Here is a 24,846-nt window from a genome sequence, read left to right on the forward strand (position 1 = left end):
CAGATTACTCTGGTTTTTATGGCCGGTTTTTCACCACCAGGCCAGCGCGTTATGCTGGCTTTTTCAGCGATCGATGCTGGCTTACTCCACAATCCTGGCAAAGTGGCTGGCATTTGACCTCTTTTCATCGCAAAAAAGTGACAGCGCTCTGACTGTCTAAATTCGCTACACTAAGGCCTTTCTGCCAGTACAGGTAAGGGTTATGAAGCTCACTATTCAGCGCATCAGCACGCTGACGCCGCAGGATCGACTGGACTTAGCCAAAGTCTGGCCGCAGCAGGATATCGCGCAGCTGGAAGCCAGCCTCAGTGAAGCGCAGCGGCTGTATGCAGCGCGCTTTAACGATCGCCTGCTCGGCGCGCTGCGGCTGGAGATTCGCGGCACGCTGGGCAAGATTACGCAGCTGGAAGTGCGTGAAGTCACGCGGCGGCGCGGCGTAGGGCAATATCTGCTGGAAGAGACGATAGCGCAGAACAGCGCGCTGGATCACTGGTGGGTTGCCGATAACGGCGAAGACGATCAGCGCGTACGCGCGGCGTTTATGCAGGCGTGTGGCTTTCGCGCGCAGAGCGACGGGTGGGTGCGTTAAGCGGCGATTTACGCCGTGCAGAGCGGTGCGCATGAATACGTATGTGGCGCAGGAGCGTGATTAACGGTGCGCATGAATGCGCACCCTACGGGGATTACGAACGAGCGTACAGATTGCGTGGGATCGTGATTAACGATGCCTATGAATGCGCGTCCTGAAGAGTCGCCATTCATGGCGACCGTGCTGTAATCCGCACAGGTCATAAGTCATCGCAGGTTATTGCGCGCATAAAAAAGGGCGACCCGGTGGTCGCCCCATTTATCTGTCAGCCGTTAATCAGGCTTCAATCGCCATACGCAGTTTCTTCATGGCGTTCTTTTCCAGCTGACGCACGCGCTCGGCAGACACACCGTACTGGTCGGCCAGCTCCTGCAGCGTGGTTTTGTTGTCATCATCCAGCCAGCGGGCGCGGATAATGTGCTGGCTACGCTCATCGAGGCTCAGCATTGCATCGCTCAGCTTGTCAGCGGCGTGCGCATCCCAGTTATCTTCTTCAATGCCGTCGGCAAAGTCAGAGGTTTTATCCTGCAGATACAGCACCGGTGCCATCGGCTTGCCTTCGCCCGCATCGTCATCAGACGACATGTCGAAGGTCATATCCTGGGCCGCCATGCGCGACTCCATTTCCAGCACGTCTTTGCTGCTGACACCCAGCTCGCGCGCCACCATTTCGACTTCATCCTGATTGAACCAGCCGAGACGCTGCTTGGTTTTACGCAGGTTAAAGAACAGTTTGCGCTGTGCTTTGGTGGTGGCAACTTTCACGATACGCCAGTTACGCAGCACGTACTCGTGAATCTCCGCTTTGATCCAGTGTACGGCAAACGACACCAGACGCACCCCGACTTCCGGGTTGAAGCGACGCACCGCCTTCATCAGGCCGATGTTACCTTCCTGGATCAGGTCCGCCTGCGGCAGGCCGTAACCGGAATAGTTACGAGCGATATGAACAACAAAGCGCAGGTGAGACAGGATCAGCGTCTTAGCTGCATCCAGATCGCCCTGGTAATGCAGCCGCTCAGCCAGTGCTTTTTCCTCTTCTGCCGTTAATACCGGCCAGTTGTTAGCAGCCCGGACGTAAGATTCCAGGTTGCCCAGAGGAGCAATCGCTAAAGTTTGCATTTCTTTGGTCATTCAAACCCTCACAAATTCAATGGACTTGCTGCTCGTTTCCCTGCGCAGCCGTTACATTATGTCAACGACGCGTGAAAACCAAAAGCAATCTGTGCTACTTGGACGTCAAAGTTATCCACAAGTTCAATTATAGCAGTGAATATTTTACACACAGATGACGGCGGGGGAAATCGGAGAAATCCTCTGCTCCCAGGTCGTCGGCAGCAGAGGAAGAGTATATCAAAAAATCGTTGCTATGGGTTACTGCGGCGTAAAACGACGTAAATGTTGCACCGTCGCCAGCCACGCGGCAATCCAGCCGATGATGGCCGCGATTAACAGCAGCAGCAGACCTTCATCCCACGAAAAGCCCTCCAGCGCGAAGCTGGTACCGAAGACGGAGGCGACCTGCGCCACCACCGACTGCAGGCGCAGCACCAGCACTTCCGACAGAATCAGCGACAGCACCGCACCGCTGAAACCGAGCAGCGCGCCGCCGTAGAGGAAAGGCCGCAGAATAAAGCCATCGGTCGCGCCAATCAGCTTCTGCACGTTGATGGTGTCGCGCCGGGCAAAAATGCTCAGGCGCACGCTGTTGCCAATCACCAGGAACACCGCCACCACCATCAGCAGGCCGATCATTGACGCCACCTGCCCCACCAGCCCGGTGAGTGCGGCTAAACGCGCAAACCAGCTGTCATCCATGCGCACCTCATCCACGCCCTGCACTTTCGCCACGCGATCGCGCAGATTGGCCATGGTATCGGAGTTCTGGAAGTTCAGCTTCGGCGTGATGATCGCCACCGCCGGCAGTGGGTTCTGCTCCAGCATATCCATCGCACCACCAAAGCCGGACCAGTTGCGGAACTCGCTTTGCGCCTCTTCACGCGTCAGGTAGTTCACCTTGTCCACGCCATCGAGCTTTTTCAGCTCGGCGGTCACGTTCTCTGCCGCCGTGTCATCCAGCGCTTTGTCGAGGTAAACCGTCAGCTGCGGCGCCGGGTACCACTGTGCGGCGGCCTGGCTGACGTTTTTCCACACCATGTAGCACACGCTGGGCAGCGTCAGCGAAATCGCGATCACCATTACCGTCAGCAGCGTCGCCAGCGGCTGACGATACATGTCGGACAGGGTACCGCGCCACGCGTAGCGCCACTGCTCCTGCCAGCCGCCCTTCAGCGCTTTGCTCTTTGACGGCTGCTTCGCCGCTTTCGGCGCAGCCGGACGCTTGTTACGTTTATTGACCATCGTGGCCTCCGTGCAGACGTCCCTGATTAAGCGTCATCACGCGATAATTGCGGCGTGCGATCAGCCCGATGTCGTGCGTCGCCATCAGTACCGTAACGCCCACGCGGTTGAACTCTTCAAACAGGCGCAAAATATCTTCCGACAGCGCGTTATCGAGGTTACCGGTCGGTTCATCCGCCAGTAGCACGGCCGGTTTATTCACTACCGCGCGGGCAATGCCGACGCGCTGCTGTTCACCGCCAGAGAGCTGAATCGGATAACTTTTTGCTTTGTCGAGCAGGCCGACTTTGTCCAGCGCCGCCGACACGCGACGGCGAATATCCTCGCCGCTGGCCCCGGAAATAATCAGCGGAATCGCCACGTTGTCGTAGACCGAACGATCCATCAGCAAATGGTGATCCTGGAAAATCATGCCGATCTGGCGGCGCAGGAAAGGCACTTCGCTGTGACGCAGCCGGGAAATATCGTGACCGCTGAACCAGATTTGCCCGGCGCTCGGGCGCTCAATGCCACAAATCAGCTTCAGTAAGGTACTTTTCCCCGCGCCTGAGTGGCCGGTCAGAAACGCCATCTCACCGGGACGCAAATGGAAATCCACGCCCTGCAGCGCCTGGCGTCCTCCCAGATAAGCCTTACTGACCTCTTCAAAGCGAATCATGCCAATTATTCCTCTCGGGCAAACAGTGCCTCAATAAAGTCGGCGGCCTTAAACGGCCGTAAATCTTCGATGCCTTCCCCGACAGCGATATAACGAATCGGAATGCCAAACTGATCGGCCACCGAGAAGATCACGCCACCTTTTGCGGTGCCGTCGAGCTTGGTCAGGGTGATACCGGTCAGGCCGACCGCTTCGTGGAACAGCTTCGCCTGGCTGATGGCGTTCTGGCCGGTGCTGGCGTCAATCGTCAGCATCACCTCATGCGGTGCCTCTTCGTCCAGCTTCTTCATCACGCGGGTGATTTTTTTCAGCTCTTCCATCAGGTGCGCTTTGTTCTGCAGGCGGCCGGCGGTATCGGCGATCAGCACGTCAACGTGGCGCGATTTCGCCGCCTGGATGGCGTCAAAAATGACCGACGCAGAATCCGCGCCCGTATGCTGCGCGACCACCGGAATATTGTTGCGCTGGCCCCAGACCTGCAGCTGCTCTACCGCCGCCGCGCGGAAGGTGTCACCCGCCGCCAGCATGACGGACTTGCCCTGCGCCTGATACTGACGCGCCAGCTTACCGATGGTGGTGGTTTTACCCACGCCGTTAACGCCGACCATCAGGATAACGAACGGCGTTTTGCCCGCCACGTCCAGCGGAGCATCGACCTTTTCCAGAATGCCGGCCATTTCAGCCTTCAGCAGGCCATACAGCGCTTCGGCATCGCGCAGCTGCTTACGGCTGGCCTGTTGCGTCAGGCTGGTGATGATGCGGCGCGTGGTTTCCACGCCGACATCGGCAATCAGCAGCTGCTCTTCCAGCTCTTCAAACAGCTCGTCATCGATTTTTTTGCCGCGGAACAGGCTGATAAAGCCGGATCCGAGATTTTCACGCGTTTTGACCAGGCTGCGTTTCAGGCGGGCAAAGAAGCCCTCTTTGGTGGGGCGCTCCTGCTCCTGGGCCACGATCGGCGCGGCCGCCAGCGGCAGATCGCTCACGGTGTCTGTCGCCACGCGCTCTTCAGCCGCGTCTTCGGCGTAGGTTTCCGCTAACGCCAGCGCTTCCAGTTCTTCATCGCTCAGCGGTGCGTCTGCGTCCTCTGCGTCCTCTGCGTCCTCTGGCTGAGGCTCCCCAGATAAAACCGGTGCTTCAATAATCAGTTCTTCAGCCTGCGGCTCCTCTTCAACCGGCATCAGCTCCGGCTGCGGATGATCTTCCGGCAGTACCTCTTCTTCAATCGCGCTGACGGCAGCGATTTCTGCGTCATCAGCGTTAGCGTCGGATTCGGCTGCGGTTTCTGCTTCCGCGACGGGATGCGTTTCAGCGTCGGCGTGAACCGGCGATTCGGCCTGCTGTTCTGCCACCTGTTCAGTGACGATCACGGTTTCGGCGGCCTGCGCTTCGGCGCTTGCTAACGCGCTCTCTTCAGCGGCGGGTGCCGGTTGATCGGTCGGCTGCTGCTGCGCCTGCTCTTCCGCTGGCTGCTGCTCTTCTTTGCCAAAGCCCAGCCAGGAAAAAAAGCCGCGTTTTTTCTCTTTTGCCATTGTGTGACCACACTCCTCGATGGCTTATTCCCGGTAGCACGCTGTTCCCAGGGGATAAAAAATTCACTTTTTCGCGCGTGAGCGGCGTAAAAATCAGGCAATTACGTCCGCTTTATCAACTTAGTAGTCTAACACTTTCCTGCCAGCGCACCACAGCACCCTTTTTTAACGTTTCTTCTGCCTGCTACGCCCGTTAAACTACGCAACAAATTATGACGAGTTGTGAGCGAAATGAGTAAATCCCCCCGCAACAGCGGCGCGGCAGGCCAGATTCGCCTGATTGGCGGACAGTGGCGCGGCCGCAAATTGCCGGTGCCGGACAGCGCCGGCCTGCGCCCGACCACCGATCGCGTGCGTGAAACGCTATTTAACTGGCTGGCGCCGGATATCCAGCAGGCGCGCTGCCTCGATTGCTATGCCGGCAGCGGCGCGCTGGGCTTAGAAGCGCTGTCGCGCTATGCCGCCTCCGCGACCCTGCTGGAGCTGGAGCGCAACGTGGCGCAGCAGCTGACGCAAAACCTGCACACGCTGCGCGCCACGAACGCCAGCGTGATCCAGACCAATACGCTGCAGTGGCTCAGCCAGCCGGGCGAGCCGTTTGACGTGGTGTTTGTCGATCCGCCGTTCCGCAAAGGCCTGCTGCAGGAGACACTAACGTTGCTGGAGAACAATGGCTGGCTCGCCGCCCACGCGCTGATTTATGTTGAGAGCGAAGTGGAGCACGGCACCCCGCTGGCACCGGCTAACTGGGATCTGTATCGCGAGAAGATTGCCGGCCAGGTGGCCTATCGCCTTTATCAACGCCAACAGGAGACCGACGATGTGGCTTAATCTGGGACGTTTACTGATGATTTGCGTCTGGGCATTTCTGCTGCTGAATCTGGTGCACCCCTTCCCGACGCCGTTGCGCTATTTTGTCCACGTCGCGCTGTTCTTTATGGTGGTGATGCACGGCCTGCAGCTGGTGCTGCTGCGCGCCACGCAACCGAAGGATGCACCAAAGCTGAGCCGCGCCACGCAGGCGAAAATCTTCTTCTTTGGCGTATTTGAACTGCTGGCGTGGCAGAAAAAGCACTATCCGTCGTAACGCGCGGCATCAGCCCGGGCGCTTTAGCGCCTACTGCGCCGGGGTAAAGCTGACAAAGCGCGTGCCCTGCATTTTCAGCTCGCCCTTCACGCCTTTGTCCATCTGGTGATAATCGCTGGCGCTGACGTTGACCTTAAAATCACCGGCGCCGTTCAGCGGATGGAACCAGGCTTCATACTTCATCTCTTCCGCCACAATCTCTTCACGCTGACGCGAACGGCGATTGGGTGCCGGAAACTCACGCTTGGTCTTCACTTCCACACTCAGTGAGCGCACCGGTGAAGCGTCGTTGACCGCGGCTTCGCGGCGCTGCTTGATAAACTGACGGGTTGCCAGCACGGCAATAACAGCCAGGACGATAAAAAAGATTAGCGGTGGTTTGCTCATGTTTTCTCTCGCACTTTACGTCGGGGGTTAACAGATAAAAGACGCCAAAGCATACAACCAGAGTTGCCCGATTGTCACATTTGCCGCCAGTAACTTAAACTGAGATCGCGATTTTGGGAAAATTCATCAATGTGGGCGACACGTTCACAAAAGGGAGAAAAAATGCTTTGGTCTTTCCTTGCAGTCCTTTTTTCCGGTTGGCTGTATGTCGATGCCTCCTACCGCGGCCCGCAGTGGCAGCGCTGGCTGTTCAAACCCGTAACGCTGCTGTTGCTGGTTGCCTGGGCGTGGCAGGCGCCCACGCTTAATACCACTGACTACCTGATTCTGGCTGGCCTGGTCGCCACGCTGGTGGGGGATGCGTTAACCCTGCTGCCGCGCCAGCAGATGCTGTATGCGCTCGGGGCGTTTTTCCTCTCGCATCTGCTGTACACCATCAGCTTTGCCGCGCACATGACCATGAGCTTCTTCTGGCCGATTCCGCTCACCTTCCTGGTGATTGGTATCATCGTGATCGCCATCATCTGGTCAAAACTGGATACGCTGCGCTGGCCGATCTGTACGCTGATTGGCATGACGCTGGTGATGAACTGGATGGCGGCAGAAAACTACTTCTTCCGTCCGACCGATTACAGTTTCTCGCTGCTGGTGGGTGCCGTGTTGCTGTTGCTGGCTAACATCGTGTGGTTTATCTCGCACTATCGTCGCCGCTTCAGCGCTGACAGCGCCATCGTCGCCGCCTGCTACTTCGCCGGTCACTTCATGATTGTGCGTTCACTGTGGCTGTACTGAAAAAAGTGACCTCACCGCTTGACTCTGGAGTCCACTCCAGAGTGTAGCATGCAGACTGCGGGCATCGGCCCGCTTCTGCAACCGGAGGTCACATGCATCAACATGCCCACTCTTGCCGCTGTGGCAAATCACACCGTCAGCCAAAACCGCTGTGCGCGGTACGCAGCGTTCAGCCTGCATCCCTGAAGATTTCCGCCGCGCAACCGGTGGCCGCGTCCAGCGATTGCGGCTGCTGCGCCAGCGATGACGACAGTCCCGGCGGCGGCGACGCCGACAGCGACAGGCGCGCATCCGCGTCCTATCAGTTCCGCTGGCAGATTGCCGGCATGGACTGCCCGAGCTGCGCCCGCAAAATCGAAACCGCCGTGCAAAAGCTGCCGCAGGTCGCCAGCGCGCGGGTGATATTCGCCAGTGAAAATCTGCTGGTGGAGGCGCTCAGCGATATTCGTCCGGCTATTGAACAGGCCGTCAACCATGCCGGCTTTAGCCTGATTTCTAAAGACAGCCCCATACCGGCGGCGCGCCGCTGGCGCGATAATGCCTCGCTCATACTGCTCACGCTGCTGATGATTGCCAGCTGGCTGCTGAGCCAGCTCACGCCGCTGTGGGGCGATCGCCTGTTTGTGCTTACCACGCTGGTCGGTCTGGTGCCGGTAGCCCGCAGCGCGTGGCAGGCCATACGCAGCGGCTCACCGTTCAGCATTGAAACCCTAATGACCCTCGCCGCCGCGGGCGCGCTGGTGATTGGCGCCCACGCCGAAGCTGCCATGGTGCTGCTGCTGTTCCAGCTGGGGGAACGGCTGGAAGCCTATGCCGCCGCGCGGGCGCGCCGTGGCGTCACCGCGCTGATGGCGCTGCGTCCGGACACCGCCACGCGCGTCAATGGCACACAGCGTGAGCAGGTGGCACTGGCGGCGCTCCAGCCCGGTGATGTGATTGAAGTAGCGGCAGGCGGTCGTCTGCCCGCCGATGCCGAGCTGCTGCACGCCAGCGCCAGCTTTGATGAAAGTGCGCTGACCGGCGAATCGCTACCGGTGGCCCATCAGCCGGGCGATGCCGTGATGGCAGGCGCCACCAGCGTGGATCGGCTGGTGACGCTGCGCGTGACCTCACAGCCGGGCCACAGCGCTATCGACCGCATTCTGCAGCTGATAGAAGAGGCCGAAAGTCACCGCGCGCCGGTGGAGCGTTTTATCGATCGCTTCAGCCGCCTCTACACGCCGGCCATCATGCTGCTGGCGCTGCTGGTGATGGTGCTGCCGCCGCTGCTCGGATTCGGCGCCTGGCTGCCGTGGATCTACAAAGGGCTGACGCTTCTGCTGATTGGCTGTCCGTGCGCGCTGGTGATCTCCACGCCTGCCGCTATCACTTCCGGCCTGGCGGCGGCGGCTCGCCAGGGCGCGCTGATTAAAGGCGGCGCGGCGCTCGAACGCCTCAGCCGGGTGCAGGCGCTGGCGTTTGATAAAACCGGCACCCTGACCGCCGGTAAACCGCAGGTTACCGACGTGCAGCCGTTTGGCGCAGATGCACAGCAACAGCTGCTCAGCCTCGCGGCCGCTATTGAGCAGGGCTCCGGCCATCCGCTGGCGCGGGCGATAGTCGCGGAAGCGCAGCGCCAGCAGCAGGTGATTCCACCGGCGCAGCATCAGCAAACACTGGCCGGCAGCGGCATTCGCGCGCAGATCAACGGCGTGATGCACCAGCTGCTGGCACCGCGCGATGTGGCGGCGCTGAGTGACGCGCAGCAGCAGCAGATTGCGCAGCTGGAGGCACAGGGCAAAACCGTGGTGGTGCTGTTGCGCGAAGCACAGCCGCTCGGGCTGCTGGCGCTGCAGGATTTGCTGCGCGAGGAGGCCCGCAGTGCGCTGGCGGCGCTGCAGGCGCTGGGGATTCGCAGCGTGATGCTGACCGGCGATAATCCGCGCGCCGCCGCCGCGATTGCCGCCGAACTCGGCATCAGCTATCGCGCCGGTCTGTTGCCTGCGGATAAGGTAGCCGCCGTGCGTGAACTGGGCGAACAGCAGCCGCTGGCGATGGTCGGCGATGGCATCAACGATGCGCCAGCCATGAAGGCCGCGACGCTGGGGATTGCCATGGGCAGCGGCACTGATGTGGCGCTGGAAGCGGCCGATGCGGCTCTGACGCAAAATAACCTGGCGATTCTGCCGCGCACCGTGCAGCTGGCACGCCGCACGCGCGCCATTATCCGTCAGAATATTGCGCTGGCGCTGGGGCTGAAGGCGATTTTCCTCGTCACCACGCTGCTCGGCTTTACCGGCCTGTGGCTGGCGGTGCTGGCCGATTCCGGTGCCACCGCGCTGGTCACCGCCAACGCGCTGCGCCTGCTGCGTCAGCGCTGAGGCGGGCGGATGCCGCGATCAGGCATCCGCGCCTTTCTGGATCAGATACTGGTACGGCAGGCTCTCGGTCTGCTGTGCCAGCAGCTGATGCTCCATAAAGCGGCAGAAGCCGGGAATATCACGCGTGGTCGCCGGATCGTCGGCGATGATCAGCAACGTTTCGCCCGCCTGCATGGTACGCACGGTTTTGCGCACCATCATCACCGGCTCCGGGCAGCGTAGCCCAAGCGCATCAAGCGTATGGTCCGCAGCGGAAAAAGGATCGCTCATGATTCTCTGTCTTTATTCAGGGTGGGCGCTCATTCTAACGCGCTACAGCGCGCGCGCAAGGCGAGAACGATTGCGTTAAAATTAACCATTGCATTTGTTGCGCAACACGCTAAGATGCCGTCCGATTTTTTAATGTTACTGCCAATTCCTCAAAATAATTCAGGTTTTAGGAAGGCGGCAAGCCTGCTCACCCCAGGAGCTTACTGAAGTAAGTGACTGGGGTGAGCAGGCGCAGCCAACGCACATAAAACCTGAAGTATGAAGAGGATGGGTTCCCTCACCCCATTTTTAAAAAAGGCCTTTATGATCAACTTTTCTGCTCGTCAGCGCATGCATGCGCTATTCTGGCTGTCGCTGTTTCACCTGCTGGTGATTACCTCCAGTAACTATCTGGTGCAGCTGCCGGTCGCGATTTTCGGTTTCCACACCACCTGGGGTGCGTTTAGCTTCCCGTTTATTTTTCTCGCCACCGATCTCACCGTGCGTATTTTTGGCGCACCGCTGGCACGGCGCATTATCCTTGCGGTGATGATTCCGGCGCTGTTTATCTCCTACATCGTGTCGTGCGTGTTTTATCAGGGCGCGTGGCAGGGCTGGGCCTCGCTGCAGGAGGTCAATCTGTTCGTGGCGCGTATCGCCTGCGCCAGCTTTATGGCCTATGCGCTGGGGCAGATCCTTGATGTGCACGTGTTTAACCGCCTGCGTAAACTGCCGCAGTGGTGGATTGCGCCTGCCTGTGCCATGTTCCTCGGCAATATCAGCGATACGCTGGCCTTCTTCTTTATCGCCTTTTATAAGAGTCCGGACCCGTTCATGGCCAGCCACTGGGTAGAGATCGCACTGGTGGATTACAGCTTCAAGGTGCTGATCTGCATGGTTTTCTTCCTGCCTGCTTATGGTGTTCTGCTCAATGCGGCACTTAAGCGTCTGGCGGAACGTTCGGCTCAGCGCCAGATGAATTTCGGCTAATTGAACGTAGACGAAACGCCACGGCACGCTAAGATTTCCTGACAAAGCGCTGATTGCTTTTAAGCACCGATTCCGTTTTGATAACGGCTGATGGAAACCTTACGAAGGGATAAGAATGCGTAACTTAGTGAAATATGCGGGCATCGGCCTGCTGGTGTTAGGCCTGGCGGCGTGTGATCAGAAGAAAGACGACACGGCGGCAAACAGCAACGGCGCCAGCGCCAGTCAGTCAGCACAGACAGTAAACCTGATGGACGGTAAGCTGAGTTTCAGCCTGCCAGCAGGCATGTCGGATAAGAGCGGCAAGCTGGGTTCGGAATCCACCAATATGCACGTGTATGCCGATGAAACCGGCCAGCGCGCGATTATCGTGATTGCGGGCGATCCGACCAATGAAGGACTGGATGCGCTGGCTCAGCGTCTGGAGCAGCAGCAGCGCAACCGCGATCCGCAGCTGCAGGTGGTGTCGAACAAAGCGGTGACGCTGAAAGACCAGCCGGCACAGCAGCTGGATACAGTGATTTCCGCCAATAACCAGACCTCCTGGTCCTCGGTTATTCTGGCGAAGGTGGACGGTAAACTGCTGACGCTGCAGATCACCCTGCCCGCCGACAATCAGCAGCAGGCGCAGAGCGATGCCGATGCGATTGTGAAGAGTATTACCCTGAAGTAAGTTTGCACCAACGGTAGCGGCGCGATTTATCGCGCGTTGTTAAAAACCGCGCAATGAATTGCGCCGCTACAGAATGTGCCTCGTTTATAACCTCACCGGCGAAATATGCCAGATCTCATCCGCGTACTCCTGAATGGTACGGTCGGCGGAGAAATAACCCATATTGGCGATGTTCAGCGCCGCACGCCGCTGCCACTCTTCCGGCTGGCGATAAAGCTTATCCACCTTATCCTGGGTATCCACGTAACTGCGGTAATCCGCCAGCAGCTGATAGTGATCGCCAAAGTTGACCAGCGCGTCGAACAGGTTACGGTAGCGCCCCGGCTCCTGCGGGCTGAAGACGCCGCTGGCGATTTGCGTCAGCGCCTGGTGCAGTTCCGCATCCTCTTCATAGTATTTGCGCGGGTTATAGCCCTCAGTGCGCAGCTTCTCCACCTGCGGCGTGGTGTTGCCGAAGATAAAGATATTCTCTGCGCCGACGTGCTCGCGCATCTCCACGTTGGCCCCGTCCAGCGTACCGATGGTCAGCGCGCCGTTTAGCGCAAACTTCATGTTACTGGTGCCGGAGGCTTCGGTGCCGGCGGTAGAGATCTGCTCGGAGAGATCCGCCGCCGGAATGATGATCTGCGCCAGGCTGACGCCGTAGTTAGGGATAAACACCACCTTCAGCTTGTTCTTCACCTGCGGATCGTTGTTGATCACGTTGGCGACATCGTTGATCAGGTGAATGATGTGCTTGGCGACGTAATAGGCCGACGCCGCTTTCCCGGCGAAAATATTGACGCGCGGCACCCACTCTGCGGTCGGATCGGCTTTGATACGGTTGTAACGCGTGATGACATGCAGCACGTTCAGCAGCTGACGTTTGTATTCGTGAATACGCTTGATCTGCACGTCGAACAGCGCCTGCGGATCCAGCACGATATCCATATTCTTCGCCACCCACTCCGCGAGGCGCTTTTTGTTGGCGAACTTGGCATCGGCAATCTGTTCAATAAACGCCGGATAGTCAATGTGCGGCACCAGCTCGCTCAGCTGAGCCAGATCGGTACGCCAGGTGCGGCCAATGGCGTCATCCAGCACTTCTGACAAGGCCGGGTTGGCCAGCGCCAGCCAGCGGCGCGGCGTCACGCCGTTGGTTTTATTGCAGAAGCGCCCCGGGAACAGACGGGCAAAATCTGCGAACAGCGACTGCACCATCAGATTAGAGTGCAGCTCCGACACGCCGTTGACCTTGTGGCTAACCACCACCGCCAGCCACGCCATGCGGATGCGGCGACCATCGTTTTCGTCAATGATCGAGATGCGCGCCATCAGATCCCAGTCGTCCGGATAGTAGTCCTGAATGGTCTTCAGGAAGTAGTCATTGATTTCGAAGATGATGCTGAGGTGACGCGGCAGGATCTTGCCGATCATGTCCACCGGCCAGGTCTCCAGCGCTTCGCTCATCAGCGTATGGTTGGTGTACGAGAACACCTGACAGGTGACTTCAAAGGCGTCGTCCCAGGTAAACTTGTGCTCATCAATCAGCAGACGCATCAGCTCGGGAATCGCCAGCACCGGATGGGTATCGTTGAGGTGGATGGCAATTTTGTCGGCCAGGTTGTCCCAGGTTTCATGCATCTGCCAGTGGCGATTGAGGATATCCTGCACCGTGGCGGAGACGAGAAAATACTCCTGGCGCAGACGCAGCTCGCGCCCGGAGTAGGTCGAGTCATCCGGATAGAGCACGCGCGACACGTTCTCCGAGTGGTTTTTATCTTCCACCGCCGCGAAGTAGTCGCCCTGATTAAACTTGCCGAGGTTGATTTCGTTACTGGCCTGCGCGCCCCACAGCCGCAGCGTGTTGGTGGCATCGGTATCGAAGCCAGGGATGATTTGATCGTAAGCCATTGCCACGATCTCTTCGGTCTCAACCCAGCGCACCCGGCTGCCTTCATGCTGCAACCGCCCGCCAAAACGCACTTTGTAGCGGGTGTTAAAGCGCTGGAACTCCCACGGGTTGCCGTACTCCAGCCAGTAATCCGGCGATTCACGCTGCTGGCCATCAACAATGTTCTGTTTGAACATGCCGTAATCGTAGCGAATGCCGTAGCCGCGTCCGGGCAGGCCCAGCGTGGCCAGCGAGTCGAGGAAGCAGGCCGCCAGCCGGCCAAGACCGCCGTTGCCGAGCCCGGGATCGTTCTCTTCTTCCATCAGCTCGCTGAGGTCGAGTCCCATCTCATCCAGCGCCTGATTGAGATCGTCATAGATGCCCATCGCCAGCAAGGCATTGCCCAGCGTGCGCCCCATCAGAAACTCCATCGACAGGTAATAAACCTGGCGCACATCCTGCGACAGCTGCGCACGGCTGGAGCGCAGCCAGCGCTCCACCATGCGATCGCGTACCGCCAGCAGCGCGGCGTTCAGCCACTCATGCTTGTTGGCGATCGACGGATCTTTACCAATGGTAAACATCAGCTTATAGGCGATTGAGTGCTTGAGGGCGTCAACCGTCAGCGTGGGTGAGGCATAGGTGAAAGGTGCGTTCATATGCGGTATCCCAATCTCTCATTACAGCAAGCGTTGATAAAGATCGCGGTAGGCTTGTGCTGCCACCTGCCAACTAAAATCCATCCCCATCGCCTGGCGCTGAACATAACGCCAGAGTGAAGGACGGGACCATAAAACAAAAGCACGACGAATCGCGCGCAGCAGTGACCAGGCATTGCTGTCTTCGAAGCTGAAGCCGCTGGCCACGCCGTCGGCGAGGTTTTCCAGCGAGCTGTCCTGTACGGTATCCGCCAGTCCACCGGTGCGCCTGACCAGCGGCAGCGTGCCATATTTCAGGCCGTACAACTGCGTCAGACCGCACGGTTCGAAACGGCTGGGCACCATAATGACGTCCGCGCCACCGACAATGCGGTGCGAGAAGGCTTCGTGATAACCAATTTGCACGCCGACGCTGCCCGGATGCTCAGCGGCTGCGGCGAGGAAGCCCTGCTGCAGTTCCGCATCGCCCTGGCCCAGCAGCACCAGTTGCCCGCCCTGCGCCAGCAGTCCCGGCAGCGCTTCCAGCACCAGATCCAGCCCTTTCTGTTTGGTTAAACGGCTGATAACGCAGAACACCGGCACTTTTTCATCAACCTTCAGCCCCATGGCAATCTGCAGCTGACGTTTATTCTCCGCTTTGCTCTCCAGCGTGTCGCGGTCGTAGCGGGCGGTCAGCAACAGGTCGTGTGCCGGATCCCAGATGCCGGGATCGACCCCGTTGAGAATCCCGCTCAGCCGTCCTTCGCGCAGCCGCTGCTCCAGCAGCGCTTCCATGCCGTAGCCGAACTCCGGCCGGGTGATCTCCAGCGCATAGGTCGGGCTGACCGCAGTTATATGATCGGCATAAAACAGGCCGGCCTTTAGGTAAGAAATCTGGCCGTAGAATTCCAGCCCGTGCATTTCAAAATAGGCGCGCGGGATCTGGATTTCGTCCAGATGCCGCGCGGAAAACAGCCCCTGATACGCCAGGTTATGCACGGTAAACACCGTTTTCGCCGGACGTCCGCGTGCGGCGATATAGGCCGGAGCCAGACCGGCGTGCCAGTCGTGCGCGTGCACGATGTCCGGCTGCCAGTAAGTGTCCAGCCCGCTGGCCAGCTCGGCCGCCATCCAGCCGAGCAGCGCAAAGCGCAGGTAGTTATCGACATAGGCAAACTGCGACGTATCGTGGTACGGGCTGCCGGGACGATCGTACAGTCCCGGCGCATCAATCAAATATATTCCCACGCCGTTGAAGGGCCCAAACAGCAAGCGGACCGGCCCGGCAAAGGTTTGCAGCTCCGCCACCACTTCGGTATCAGGAATCCCTTTACGCAGATCCGGAAACGCCGGAATCAGCACCCGCGTGTCCATACCTTCGGCAATTTGTGCCTGAGGCAATGCGCCGACGACATCAGCCAGTCCGCCGGTTTTTAGCAGCGGGAAAAGCTCTGAACAGACATGTAAAACCTGCATCCTGAACCCCTATTGTGTTATCGCCCGCGTTCCACGCGGCAATGTTCTTTGCCTTTCGTCACTTACTGACCCGCAGCGGCCAATTTGGCCAGCATGGCGCGCGTCACCAGTACGATGCCCTCTTCTGAACGGTAAAAACGGCGACTATCCTCATCCGGATTTTCGCCAATCACCATGCCTTCCGGAATGACGCAGGCACGGTCTATGACGCAGCGACGCAAACGGCACGATCGCCCGATAACCACATCGGGCAGCAGCACCGCCGAATCAATATTGCAAAACGAGTTAACGCGCACGCGCGGGAACAGCACCGAATTCACCACCACCGAGCCGGAGATAATGCAGCCGCCGGAGACCAGCGAGTTCATGGTCATGCCGTGACTGCCGGATCGATCCTGGACAAATTTGGCCGGCGGCAGCGGCTCCATGTGGGTACGAATCGGCCATTCGTGGTCATACATATCGAGTTCGGGCGTCACCGAGGCCAGATCGAGGTTGGCGCGCCAGTAAGCTTCCAGCGTACCGACGTCGCGCCAGTAAGGTTCCGCGTTTTCGTCGTTCTGTACGCACGACAGCGTGAAGGAGTGCGCGTAGGCTTCGCCGCTGGCGACGATCTTCGGCAGCAGATCTTTACCGAAATCGTGGCTCGAGTCGGCGATCTGTAAATCCTCCTCCAGCAGCTCATAGAGGTAATCGGCGTTGAACACGTAAATGCCCATGCTGGCCAGCGCTTTGCTGTCGTCGCCCGGCATGGACGGCGGCTGCGCCGGTTTCTCAACGAAATCGATTACATTGTTGTCCGCATCGACTGCCATCACGCCAAACGCGGTGGCCTCATGCAGCGGTACGGGCAGACAGGCGATGGTGCACTTAGCGCCACGATCGGCGTGGTCGAGCAGCATGCGCGAGTAATCCATTTTGTAGATGTGATCCCCGGCGAGAATCACGATGTACTGCGCGTTATAGCGGCGAATGATGTCGAGATTCTGCGTGACCGCATCGGCGGTACCGCGATACCAGTGTTCGGTCGAGGCGCGCTGCTGCGCCGGCAGCAGATCGACAAACTCATTCATCTCTTCGTTGAACAATGACCAGCCGCGCTGAATGTGCTGCGTCAGCGTATGTGACTGATATTGGGTGATGACGCCGATGCGCCGAATCCCGGAGTTGATACAGTTGGAGAGCGCAAAGTCGATGATGCGGAACTTGCCGCCAAAGTGCACGGCAGGCTTGGCGCGTTTGGCGGTAAGATCTTTCAGGCGCGTACCGCGCCCGCCAGCAAGGATCAGGGCAACCGTCTGTGTAGGGAGCTGGCGCGCCAGCATCAGGGGGTCGTTTCTATCTAATTTCACCATGTCTGACTCCTTATGATTGCTTTAGGAACACACACACGCCGTGTGCGGGCCCGTGCCAGACAGTTGTCAGGATGGGGTTATCTTCCCCGGCGAAAGGAGGAATGGCTCGCCATTCTCCGTCTGGTAAGGCAAGGTCACTCACCGAATCCGTGGCGTTTATCGTTAGTAACCAGCGGCCGGAGAGCAGGATCTGCAGTCTGTGCATCCCCTGTTCCCACTCATCCCTTTCCAGTGGTTTGCCGCTGGCATTCAACCACTGCACGTTACCATCGCCCTCCTGCCACCAGCTGTCCTGCGTCAGCGCGGGAATATGCTGACGCAGCCGGATTAACGCGGCAGTGAAGTCGACCAGTCCAAAATCATCCTGTTGCCAGTTCAGCCAGGTGAGTGGGTTATCCTGACAGTACGCATTATTGTTGCCGTGCTGGCTGTGACCGCGTTCGTCACCGGCCAGCAGCATCGGCGTGCCCTGCGCCAGCAGCAGCGTGGTCAGCAATGCGTGCACGCTGCGCCGCCGCCGCTCGACCACATCGAAGTTGCCCTGCAGCCCTTCAAAACCATGGTTATGGCTGAAATTACTGCTGCTGCCGTCGCGATTATCTTCGCCGTTGGCCTGATTATGCTTCTGGTTATAACTCACCACGTCACGCAGCGTGAAGCCGTCGTGCGCGGTGATCAGATTAATGCTGGCGTGCGGCAGACGCGCCGCGCGCTGAAATACATCGCTGGAGCCGGCAAAGCGGCGGGCAAAATCACCGTTACTCAACTCACCGTGCAGCCAGTAGCGGCGCGCCGTATCGCGAAAGTGGTCGTTCCATTCGGCGAAGCCGGGCGGAAAGTTGCCCACCTGATAGCCGCCGGGCCCGATATCCCAGGGTTCAGCGATCAGCTTCACCTGCGACAGCACCGGACAGGCCTGCATGGCCACAAACAGCGGTGCATCCTGGCGATAATCCGGCGTGCGCCCGAGCACGCTGGCCAGATCGAAACGAAAGCCGTCAACGTGGCAGGTTTGCACCCAGTAACGCAGCGCGCCCAGCGCCCAGTCAAGCACCTGCGGATCGCTGAGGTTCAGCGTATTACCGCAGCCGGTCCAGTTGTGATATTCACCGTTATCGCCCAGCCAGTAATAGCTGGCGTTGTCGACGCCGCGCAGCGACAGTGTCGGGCCAATCTCTTCCAGCTCGGCGCTGTGGTTGAACACCACGTCCAGAATCACTTCAATGCCCGCCGCGTGCAGCGCTTTTACCGCCTGCTGAAACTCCTGCAGCGGCGTCTGGCCCGCTTCACCCGCCGCGTAATGCGGATGCAGCGCCCACAGCGCAAACGGGTTATAGCCCCAGTAGTTGCTCAGGCCGAGCCGTTGCAGGCGCGGTTCGCTGGCAAACGCGGCTATCGGCAGCAACTCCAGCGCGGTGATACCCAGCCGGCGCAGATAGCTCACCATAGCAGGATGCCCCAGCGCCGCATATGTCCCGCGTAGCCTTTCCGGAATTTCCGGATGCTGCTGCGTCAGGCCGCGTACGTGTGCCTCGTAAATCACCGTCTTGCCCCACGGCGTGCGCGGCGCACAATCGTCCTGCCAGTCAAAATCGTCGGCGATCACCAGCGATTTGGGCGCAACGCCAGCGCTGTCGGCATCATCCTGCTGCCACTCTCCACCCAGTAGGCGCGCGTCGTCTGGCACCGCGCCGCATACCGCTTTGGCACAGGGATCGACCAGCAGTTTGGCCGGATTGAAACGATGACCGCGCTCTGGCTGCCACGGCCCATGCACGCGGTAGCCATAGCGCTGGCCCGGCTTTAGCGCCGGAACATAGCCATGCCAGATGTCACCGCTGCGCGCCGGCAGAGGAAAACGCTGCTCACTCCCCTGTTCATCAAACAGGCACAGCTCCACCCGCTCCGCGTGGCGCGAGAACAGCGTAAAGTTGACGCCGCGCCCGTCATAATGGGCACCCGGCGGTACCGGCTGGCCCGGCTGGAGCATCAATCGCCCTCCCGCACCAGCCACAGCGTGGCGAGCGGCGGCAGCGTCAGGCTTAGCGACTGCGCGCGCCCGTGGCTGGCGATGTCATCGGTATGCACGATACCGTGATTGCGCAGATCGCTGCCGTGATAATCATGCTGATCGGTGTTCAGCACTTCGCGCCAGCCGCCGCGCTGATTCACGCCGAAGCGATAGCTGTGACGCGGCACCGGCGTGAAGTTACTGGCGACGATCAGTTCGTTGCCCTCGCGGTCGCGGCGTACAAATACAAAGACCGAGTTTTCGTGATCGTCGACCACCAGCCACTCGAAGCCGCTGGCATCGAAATCGAGCTGATAGAGCGGCGAAAAGTGGCGATAGCTGTGGTTCAGGTCACGTACCAGTCGCTGCACGCCGTGGTGCCAGTTATCCATCCCCTCCAGCAGATGCCAGTCGAGGCTAGTGTCGTGGTTCCATTCCCGACCCTGGGCGAATTCATTGCCCATAAACTGCAGTTTTTTGCCGGGAAAGCCCCACATCCAGCCGTAATAGGCGCGCAGGTTGGCAAATTTCTGCCAGGTATCACCCGGCATGCGGTCGAGGATCGACTTTTTGCCGTGTACCACTTCGTCGTGCGACAGCGGCAGCACGAAGTTTTCCGTGTAGTTGTACAGCATGCCGAAGGTCATCAGCTGATGATGGTAGCGGCGATGCACCGGATCGAGCTTCATGTAGTCGAGGGTGTCATGCATCCAGCCGAGGTTCCATTTGAACCAGAAGCCCAGACCGCCATCTTCGGATGGCCGCGTCACGCCCGGATAATCGGTAGACTCTTCCGCCACGCTGATGCTGCCGGGTGCGGCGCGGCCCAGCGTGCGATTGGTATGGCGCAGGAAGGCGATGGCTTCGAGGTTTTCACGGCCGCCAAACTGGTTAGGCACCCACTCACCCTCTTTGCGGCTGTAGTCGCGATAGATCATCGACGCCACCGCATCGACGCGCAGGCCATCAATGCCGAAGCGCTCCATCCAATACAGCGCATTGCCGGAGAGATAGTTGCTGACCTCGCGCCGGCCAAAGTTGTAGATCAGCGTATTCCAGTCCTGATGGTAGCCTTCGCGCGGATCGCTGTGCTCGTACAGCTCGGTACCGTCGAATTTGGCGAGGCCAAAATCGTCACTGGGGAAGTGGCCCGGCACCCAGTCGAGCAGCACGTTGAGACCTGCCTCGTGGGCAGCGGCGATAAAGTGACGAAACTCATCGCGCGTGCCGAAGCGGCGCGTCGGCGCGTACATGCCGAGTGGCTGATAGCCCCAGCTGCCGTCGAACGGATGCTCATTGATCGGTAACAGTTCGATATGGGTAAACCCCATCTCTTTGACATAGGGCACCAGCTGTTCGGCCAGCTCTTTGTAACTCAGCCAGAAATTGTTGTCGGTGTGGCGACGCCACGAACCGAGATGCACCTCGTAAATGGAGATCGGCTGGTCAAAGCCGTTGGCGATTTTGCGCTGTGGCTGCATCTCCAGCTTCGGCGGCAGGCCGCAGATCATCGAGGCGGTCTGCGGGCGCATTTGCGCCTCGAAGGCGAACGGATCGGCTTTGATGCGCATCTGACCGTGCGCATCAATGATCTCGAATTTGTACAGCTGGCCGTTAACCGCGCCGGGGACAAACAGCTCCCAGATGCCGAGTTCGCGGCGGAAACGCATCGGATGGCGGCGGCCATCCCAGAAGTTAAACTCGCCTACCACCGAAACGCGCTGCGCGTTCGGGGCCCAGACGGCGAAGCGCGTGCCGGCAACGCCATCAATGGTGGTGCCGTGCGCGCCGAGCGTTTCATACGGCCGCAGGTGCGTGCCTTCGGCCAGCAGCCAGGCATCCATCTCCGCCAGCAGCGGGCCAAAGCGGTAGGCATCGTCGATCAGGTTTTGCTGGCCGTGCCAGTTGACTGCCAGCTGGTAGCGAAACAGGTTTTTACGGCGCGGGATCACGCCGCTGAAGAAGCCGCGCGAATCAAGACATTTAAGCTGGGCGCATTTGCGGCCGGTGTTGGTTTCAATCACCCAGACTTCGGATGCATCCGGTAACAGCGCACGCACTTCGAGACCTTGTGTGGTCTGGTGCATCCCCAGTACTGAGAAGGGGTCGGCATAATTCCCGGCGAAAAGGGCATTGATCGCATGGCGATCGGGAAGCTCTGACATGACTTTCTTCCTATGATTTTTTGCGCAGGCGACCGGAGAGACAGGATTGTCGCTATAGGTGCGCTGCTTTTCATGAGCCATACATACAGCAGCAAGGAAGGACACCCTCCGTGGGAAAGATCCTGGCCGTGTACAACAACTATTCCATTCGCAAAGTAAAAACAGTTAACAACCGGCACATCACTGTTAAATCATAGCTTGGGGTTGGCAGAAGCCAGGGTGGAACGCAAAAAATTGTTATCGGGCGAGCAAAAAGGGGAAGCTGATCACTTGTCGGGCGCAATTTGGGTTAAGTTTTGCACTCCCGTGGAAAGAAAAAAGGCCGGGAAACCCCGGCCTGTCTGGATTCGCGCTGCGCTTAGTCGATCAGCAAACGCAGCATGCGACGCAGCGGTTCGGCAGCGCCCCACAGTAACTGATCGCCGACGGTGAAGGCCGACAGATACTCCGGCCCCATGTTCAGCTTACGCAGACGGCCCACCGGCGTGGTCAGCGTACCGGTCACCGCAGCAGGCGTCAGTTCACGCATGGTGATGTCGCGATCGTTCGGCACCACTTTCACCCACTCGTTGTGCGCGGCCAGCAGCTGTTCGATTTCGTTCAGCGGCACATCTTTCTTCAGCTTCAACGTGAACGCCTGGCTGTGGCAGCGCAGCGCGCCGACGCGCACGCACAGGCCATCGACCGGAATGGTGTGACGGGTCGAGAGAATTTTGTTGGTCTCCGCCTGGCCTTTCCACTCTTCGCGGCTCTGGCCGTTGTCCAGCTGCTTGTCGATCCACGGGATCAGGCTGCCGGCCAGCGGTACGCCGAAGTTGTCGGTCGGCAGCGTGCCGGAACGGGTAAAGTCAGTCACGCTGCGCTCGATGTCGAGAATGGCGGAGGCCGGATTTTGCAGCGAAGTCGCAACGTGATCGTGCAGCATGCCCATCTGGGTCAGCAGTTCGCGCATATGGCGCGCGCCGCCGCCGGAAGCCGCCTGATACGTCGCGACGGAGGCCCACTCGACCAGGTCGTTAGCGAACAGTCCGCCCAGCGACATCAGCATCAGGCTGACGGTGCAGTTACCGCCGACAAAGGTTTTGATGCCGCTGTCGAGGCCCTGACGAATCACCTGATGGTTGACCGGATCAAGAATAATGATGGCGTCATCTTTCATGCGCAGCGTGGAGGCCGCATCAATCCAGTAGCCCTGCCAGCCGCTCTCGCGCAGCTTCGGGTAGACTTCACTGGTATAATCGCCGCCCTGGCAGGTGATGATGATATCCAGCGCCTTCAGCGCCTCAATATCAAACGCATCCTGCAGCGCACCGGTCGACTTACCGCCAAACGTCGGCGCAGCCTGACCCAGTTGCGAGGTGGAGAAGAAGACCGGATTGATCACATCGAAATCGCGTTCTTCGCTCATACGTGACATCAGCACAGAGCCGACCATGCCACGCCAACCAACAAAACCTACATTCTTCATTTTCTGTCCGTCTCAGGAACTCGGGCCGGGGCCTGGGTGGTGCGAAAAAAGACCAGCGCCAGCAACGCGCCAGTCTGCGTAATAATCAGGTTTACCTATGACCCACAACTCTACAAAATGCAGCACTTCTGGCAAGTGAATTAATTCGATTGCGCTAACTTTTTCAGCAGTACAACTTATAACGGCTGTGGCCGACCTGAAGGGATGGTTTACCTCTGATGACTGAAATGATATCCGCGACCATATTGTTGCTGTTGATTATGGACCCGCTGGGCAACCTGCCGATTTTCATGTCGGTGCTGAAGCACCTGGAGCCGAAGCGCCGCCGCGTAGTGCTGATGCGCGAGATGCTGATCGCCTTGATTCTGATGCTGCTGTTCCTGTTCGCCGGTGAACGCATCCTGGCGTTTCTTAATCTGCGCACCGAAACGGTGTCGATTTCCGGCGGCATCATTCTGTTTTTGATCGCCATTCGCATGATTTTCCCGTCCGGCGAGACCAGCACCAGCGGCCTGCCCGCCGGCGAAGAGCCGTTCCTGGTGCCGCTGGCGATCCCGCTGGTCGCCGGACCCTCGCTGCTCGCCACCCTGATGCTGCTGTCACACCAGTATCCCAACCAGATGACGCACCTGGTCGGCGCCCTGCTGATTGCCTGGGGCGTCACGGTGGTGATTCTGCTGATGTCCGGCCTGTTCCTGCGCCTGCTGGGGGATAAAGGCGTCAACGCGCTGGAGCGATTAATGGGTTTGATCCTGATTATGCTGGCGACGCAGATGTTCCTGGACGGGATTCGGGTTTACCTGAAACTGTAATGTTTCGCGTTTGCGGTCGCCATGAATGGCGACCCTACAAGATTATTGCGCGTTTTTACAGAGGGCGCATTTATTGCACCCTCTGCAAGGTTATCGCGTGTTTTTTGTAGGTTGCGCATTTATGCGCACCGGCATCAACAGGACGATGGTGCGTAACCGATCGCCATTGATGACCACCGGTACGCATGCCCCGTTATTTCTGCTTCTTCTCAATCGTTTTACCCGACCAGTAACCCGCCAGCAGGGAACCGGACAGGTTGTGCCACACCGAGAACAGTGCGCCGGGCAGTGCGGCCAGCGGTGAGAAGTACAGTTTGCCTAGCGTGGCCGCCAGTCCGGAGTTCTGCATACCGACTTCCAGCGCCAGCGTGCGGCAGGTGGATTCGTCAAAGCCAAACAGCTTGCCACCCCAGTAGCCGCCGAGCAGCCCAATGGCGTTGTGCAGGATTACCGCCGCGATCACCATCAGCCCTACCGAGCCGATAAAGCCCTGGCTACCGGCGACCACCGCGCTAATGATCAGCAGAATACACACCATCGAAAACGCCGGCAGATACGGCTCAACGCGGCGCACCACGCTGTTCATGGAGTGGTGAATAATCAGGCCAAGCCCAATCGGGATCACCACGATTTTGACGATGCTGAGCAGCATGCCCACCACATCAACCTGAATGTGGGTATCTACGTAGAAGCGCGTCAGCAGCGGCGTCGCGAACACACCCACCAGCGCCGAAACCGAGGAGATGGTCACCGACAGCGCCACATCGCCCTTCGCCAGATAAATCATCACGTTCGAGGCTGTCCCGCTGGCCACGCTGCCGACCAGGATCATCCCGGCGGCCAGATCCGGCGGCATCTGGAACAGTTTCGCCAGCGCCCAGGCCGCCAGCGGCATCACCAGATAGTGCAGGAACGTGCCGGCAACCACCGGCGCCGGACGCACCAGCACGCGTTTAAAATCATCAATGTTGAGCGTCACGCCCATGCCGAACATGATCAGCATCAGCAGGTAGGTTACCCACGGCCCGATGCCGAGGAAGGTGGACGGCGAATAATAGGCTGCAACGGACAGCAGTACGGCCCAGAGCGGAAACAGGCGGGTGAGTTTGGCGAGCATGAAGAAATGTCCTTAGCGTTTTACTTAATTGGTTTTTTGCCACAGATGAAAAGGCGCGCGGGGAACGACCGCAGCGACCTGCGCCGGATCATAACATTTCATTATCATAAGCGTGGCCGACGACAGAAAATGCCTATCGGCTGCTAAAGATCGCCGGGCAGACACGGGCATTCCGCTGGCATTTGTCCGAAATAGCGTCAGGCTGAACGGCAGAGATAAAAAAAGCCGGACATTGTCCGGCTTCGGGTGACTT

21 protein-coding genes are annotated in these 24,846 nt (G+C 59.1%); 8 read left to right on the top strand and 13 right to left on the bottom strand.

Going from position 1 to position 24,846, the window contains the following annotated elements; all coding sequences use genetic code 11:
- The first annotated feature begins 202 nt into the window (after positions 1-202).
- On the top strand, positions 203-589 hold the full coding sequence (panM, locus tag AC6I8P_RS17900) for an aspartate 1-decarboxylase autocleavage activator PanM (RefSeq protein ID WP_275026741.1): 387 nt from the start codon (positions 203-205) through the stop codon (positions 587-589).
- 276 nt (positions 590-865) lie between these two features.
- Here panM and rpoH read toward each other — a convergent pair whose 3' ends face one another.
- From rpoH to ftsY, 4 genes are all read right to left on the bottom strand, one after another.
- Positions 866-1,723, bottom strand: a complete 858-nt coding sequence (gene rpoH, locus AC6I8P_RS17905; protein WP_021508009.1) for an RNA polymerase sigma factor RpoH — start codon at positions 1,721-1,723, stop codon at positions 866-868.
- A gap of 240 nt (positions 1,724-1,963) precedes the next feature.
- Positions 1,964-2,950, bottom strand: coding sequence for a permease-like cell division protein FtsX (gene ftsX / locus AC6I8P_RS17910; RefSeq protein ID WP_058770000.1), 987 nt, complete (start codon positions 2,948-2,950; stop codon positions 1,964-1,966).
- Complete coding sequence (ftsE, locus tag AC6I8P_RS17915) at positions 2,940-3,608, bottom strand: cell division ATP-binding protein FtsE (RefSeq protein ID WP_021508011.1); 669 nt, start codon at positions 3,606-3,608, stop codon at positions 2,940-2,942. Before ftsE ends, ftsX begins: the two co-directional genes overlap by 11 nt.
- Positions 3,609-3,613: 5 nt before the next feature.
- Complete coding sequence (ftsY, locus tag AC6I8P_RS17920) at positions 3,614-5,140, bottom strand: signal recognition particle-docking protein FtsY (protein ID WP_498030847.1); 1,527 nt, start codon at positions 5,138-5,140, stop codon at positions 3,614-3,616.
- Positions 5,141-5,371: 231 nt separating this feature from the next.
- On the opposite strand from ftsY, the gene rsmD reads away from it, so the two are divergent.
- Complete coding sequence (gene rsmD, locus AC6I8P_RS17925) at positions 5,372-5,971, top strand: 16S rRNA (guanine(966)-N(2))-methyltransferase (RefSeq protein ID WP_498030848.1); 600 nt, start codon at positions 5,372-5,374, stop codon at positions 5,969-5,971.
- A complete protein-coding gene (locus AC6I8P_RS17930) occupies positions 5,961-6,227 on the top strand; it encodes a DUF1145 family protein (RefSeq protein WP_325971483.1) in 267 nt (88 codons plus the stop codon). Before rsmD ends, AC6I8P_RS17930 begins: the two co-directional genes overlap by 11 nt.
- A gap of 30 nt (positions 6,228-6,257) precedes the next feature.
- Here the strand turns inward: AC6I8P_RS17930 and AC6I8P_RS17935 are convergent, their stop codons facing one another.
- Positions 6,258-6,614 carry a DUF2500 domain-containing protein gene (locus tag AC6I8P_RS17935; RefSeq protein WP_325971482.1) on the bottom strand — a complete coding sequence of 119 codons (357 nt, stop codon included), beginning with the start codon at positions 6,612-6,614 and terminating at the stop codon, positions 6,258-6,260.
- A 162-nt stretch (positions 6,615-6,776) separates the two neighbouring features.
- On the opposite strand from AC6I8P_RS17935, the gene AC6I8P_RS17940 reads away from it, so the two are divergent.
- Positions 6,777-7,406, top strand: a complete 630-nt coding sequence (locus AC6I8P_RS17940) for a lysoplasmalogenase (protein WP_021508015.1) — start codon at positions 6,777-6,779, stop codon at positions 7,404-7,406.
- 92 nt (positions 7,407-7,498) lie between these two features.
- Positions 7,499-9,766, top strand: a complete 2,268-nt coding sequence (locus AC6I8P_RS17945) for a zinc/cadmium/mercury/lead-transporting ATPase (RefSeq protein WP_498030849.1) — start codon at positions 7,499-7,501, stop codon at positions 9,764-9,766.
- Positions 9,767-9,784: 18 nt separating this feature from the next.
- Here AC6I8P_RS17945 and tusA read toward each other — a convergent pair whose 3' ends face one another.
- Positions 9,785-10,036, bottom strand: coding sequence for a sulfurtransferase TusA (tusA, locus tag AC6I8P_RS17950; RefSeq protein WP_021508017.1), 252 nt, complete (start codon positions 10,034-10,036; stop codon positions 9,785-9,787).
- 303 nt (positions 10,037-10,339) lie between these two features.
- Here tusA and AC6I8P_RS17955 point away from each other — a divergent pair, with 303 nt between their 5' ends.
- Entirely contained in the window at positions 10,340-11,005 is a 666-nt protein-coding gene (locus AC6I8P_RS17955; RefSeq protein WP_021508018.1) for a 7-cyano-7-deazaguanine/7-aminomethyl-7-deazaguanine transporter, read from the top strand.
- A 115-nt stretch (positions 11,006-11,120) separates the two neighbouring features.
- Positions 11,121-11,678, top strand: a complete 558-nt coding sequence (locus tag AC6I8P_RS17960) for a DcrB family lipoprotein (protein ID WP_058774949.1) — start codon at positions 11,121-11,123, stop codon at positions 11,676-11,678.
- A gap of 84 nt (positions 11,679-11,762) precedes the next feature.
- On the opposite strand, the gene glgP is transcribed toward AC6I8P_RS17960, so the two are convergent.
- From glgP to asd, 6 genes are all read right to left on the bottom strand, one after another.
- Positions 11,763-14,210, bottom strand: a complete 2,448-nt coding sequence (glgP, locus tag AC6I8P_RS17965) for a glycogen phosphorylase (RefSeq protein ID WP_058769996.1) — start codon at positions 14,208-14,210, stop codon at positions 11,763-11,765.
- Positions 14,211-14,231: 21 nt separating this feature from the next.
- Positions 14,232-15,665 carry a glycogen synthase GlgA gene (gene glgA, locus AC6I8P_RS17970; protein ID WP_136546545.1) on the bottom strand — a complete coding sequence of 478 codons (1,434 nt, stop codon included), beginning with the start codon at positions 15,663-15,665 and terminating at the stop codon, positions 14,232-14,234.
- A 62-nt stretch (positions 15,666-15,727) separates the two neighbouring features.
- Positions 15,728-17,020, bottom strand: coding sequence for a glucose-1-phosphate adenylyltransferase (gene glgC, locus AC6I8P_RS17975; protein ID WP_058757590.1), 1,293 nt, complete (start codon positions 17,018-17,020; stop codon positions 15,728-15,730).
- A 10-nt stretch (positions 17,021-17,030) separates the two neighbouring features.
- Positions 17,031-19,010, bottom strand: a complete 1,980-nt coding sequence (gene glgX, locus AC6I8P_RS17980) for a glycogen debranching protein GlgX (RefSeq protein WP_058780908.1) — start codon at positions 19,008-19,010, stop codon at positions 17,031-17,033.
- Positions 19,010-21,196: a 1,4-alpha-glucan branching enzyme gene (glgB, locus tag AC6I8P_RS17985; protein WP_262264539.1), complete on the bottom strand. Its 2,187-nt coding sequence runs from the start codon at positions 21,194-21,196 to the stop codon at positions 19,010-19,012. The genes glgX and glgB overlap by 1 nt, the downstream gene beginning before the upstream one ends.
- Positions 21,197-21,554: 358 nt before the next feature.
- Complete coding sequence (asd, locus tag AC6I8P_RS17990) at positions 21,555-22,664, bottom strand: aspartate-semialdehyde dehydrogenase (protein ID WP_031279794.1); 1,110 nt, start codon at positions 22,662-22,664, stop codon at positions 21,555-21,557.
- Between the two features lie 218 nt (positions 22,665-22,882).
- Here asd and AC6I8P_RS17995 point away from each other — a divergent pair, with 218 nt between their 5' ends.
- On the top strand, positions 22,883-23,476 hold the full coding sequence (locus tag AC6I8P_RS17995; RefSeq protein WP_031279795.1) for a YhgN family NAAT transporter: 594 nt from the start codon (positions 22,883-22,885) through the stop codon (positions 23,474-23,476).
- Positions 23,477-23,669: 193 nt separating this feature from the next.
- On the opposite strand, the gene panS is transcribed toward AC6I8P_RS17995, so the two are convergent.
- A complete protein-coding gene (gene panS / locus AC6I8P_RS18000; RefSeq protein WP_058769993.1) occupies positions 23,670-24,593 on the bottom strand; it encodes a ketopantoate/pantoate/pantothenate transporter PanS in 924 nt (307 codons plus the stop codon).
- Positions 24,594-24,846: the final 253 nt, after the last annotated feature.

The organism is gamma proteobacterium symbiont of Lampromicra miyakona (assembly GCF_059730895.1).

Bases quoted from the DNA above. Each gene is read 5' to 3' on its own strand.
- AC6I8P_RS17955 (WP_021508018.1), top strand. From the start codon at position 10,340: ATGATCAACTTTTCTGCTCGTCAGCGCATGCATGCGCTATTCTGGCTG.
- glgC (WP_058757590.1), bottom strand. From the start codon at position 17,020: ATGGTGAAATTAGATAGAAACGACCCCCTGATGCTGGCGCGCCAGCTC.
- AC6I8P_RS17935 (WP_325971482.1), bottom strand. From the start codon at position 6,614: ATGAGCAAACCACCGCTAATCTTTTTTATCGTCCTGGCTGTTATTGCC.
- glgA (WP_136546545.1), bottom strand. From the start codon at position 15,665: ATGCAGGTTTTACATGTCTGTTCAGAGCTTTTCCCGCTGCTAAAAACC.
- AC6I8P_RS17945 (WP_498030849.1), top strand. From the start codon at position 7,499: ATGCATCAACATGCCCACTCTTGCCGCTGTGGCAAATCACACCGTCAG.
- rsmD (WP_498030848.1), top strand. From the start codon at position 5,372: ATGAGTAAATCCCCCCGCAACAGCGGCGCGGCAGGCCAGATTCGCCTG.
- tusA (WP_021508017.1), bottom strand. From the start codon at position 10,036: ATGAGCGATCCTTTTTCCGCTGCGGACCATACGCTTGATGCGCTTGGG.
- ftsX (WP_058770000.1), bottom strand. From the start codon at position 2,950: ATGGTCAATAAACGTAACAAGCGTCCGGCTGCGCCGAAAGCGGCGAAG.
- panS (WP_058769993.1), bottom strand. From the start codon at position 24,593: ATGCTCGCCAAACTCACCCGCCTGTTTCCGCTCTGGGCCGTACTGCTG.
- glgX (WP_058780908.1), bottom strand. From the start codon at position 19,010: ATGCTCCAGCCGGGCCAGCCGGTACCGCCGGGTGCCCATTATGACGGG.
- asd (WP_031279794.1), bottom strand. From the start codon at position 22,664: ATGAAGAATGTAGGTTTTGTTGGTTGGCGTGGCATGGTCGGCTCTGTG.
- glgB (WP_262264539.1), bottom strand. From the start codon at position 21,196: ATGTCAGAGCTTCCCGATCGCCATGCGATCAATGCCCTTTTCGCCGGG.
- ftsE (WP_021508011.1), bottom strand. From the start codon at position 3,608: ATGATTCGCTTTGAAGAGGTCAGTAAGGCTTATCTGGGAGGACGCCAG.
- AC6I8P_RS17930 (WP_325971483.1), top strand. From the start codon at position 5,961: ATGTGGCTTAATCTGGGACGTTTACTGATGATTTGCGTCTGGGCATTT.
- rpoH (WP_021508009.1), bottom strand. From the start codon at position 1,723: ATGACCAAAGAAATGCAAACTTTAGCGATTGCTCCTCTGGGCAACCTG.
- panM (WP_275026741.1), top strand. From the start codon at position 203: ATGAAGCTCACTATTCAGCGCATCAGCACGCTGACGCCGCAGGATCGA.
- glgP (WP_058769996.1), bottom strand. From the start codon at position 14,210: ATGAACGCACCTTTCACCTATGCCTCACCCACGCTGACGGTTGACGCC.
- AC6I8P_RS17960 (WP_058774949.1), top strand. From the start codon at position 11,121: ATGCGTAACTTAGTGAAATATGCGGGCATCGGCCTGCTGGTGTTAGGC.
- ftsY (WP_498030847.1), bottom strand. From the start codon at position 5,140: ATGGCAAAAGAGAAAAAACGCGGCTTTTTTTCCTGGCTGGGCTTTGGC.
- AC6I8P_RS17940 (WP_021508015.1), top strand. From the start codon at position 6,777: ATGCTTTGGTCTTTCCTTGCAGTCCTTTTTTCCGGTTGGCTGTATGTC.
- AC6I8P_RS17995 (WP_031279795.1), top strand. From the start codon at position 22,883: ATGACTGAAATGATATCCGCGACCATATTGTTGCTGTTGATTATGGAC.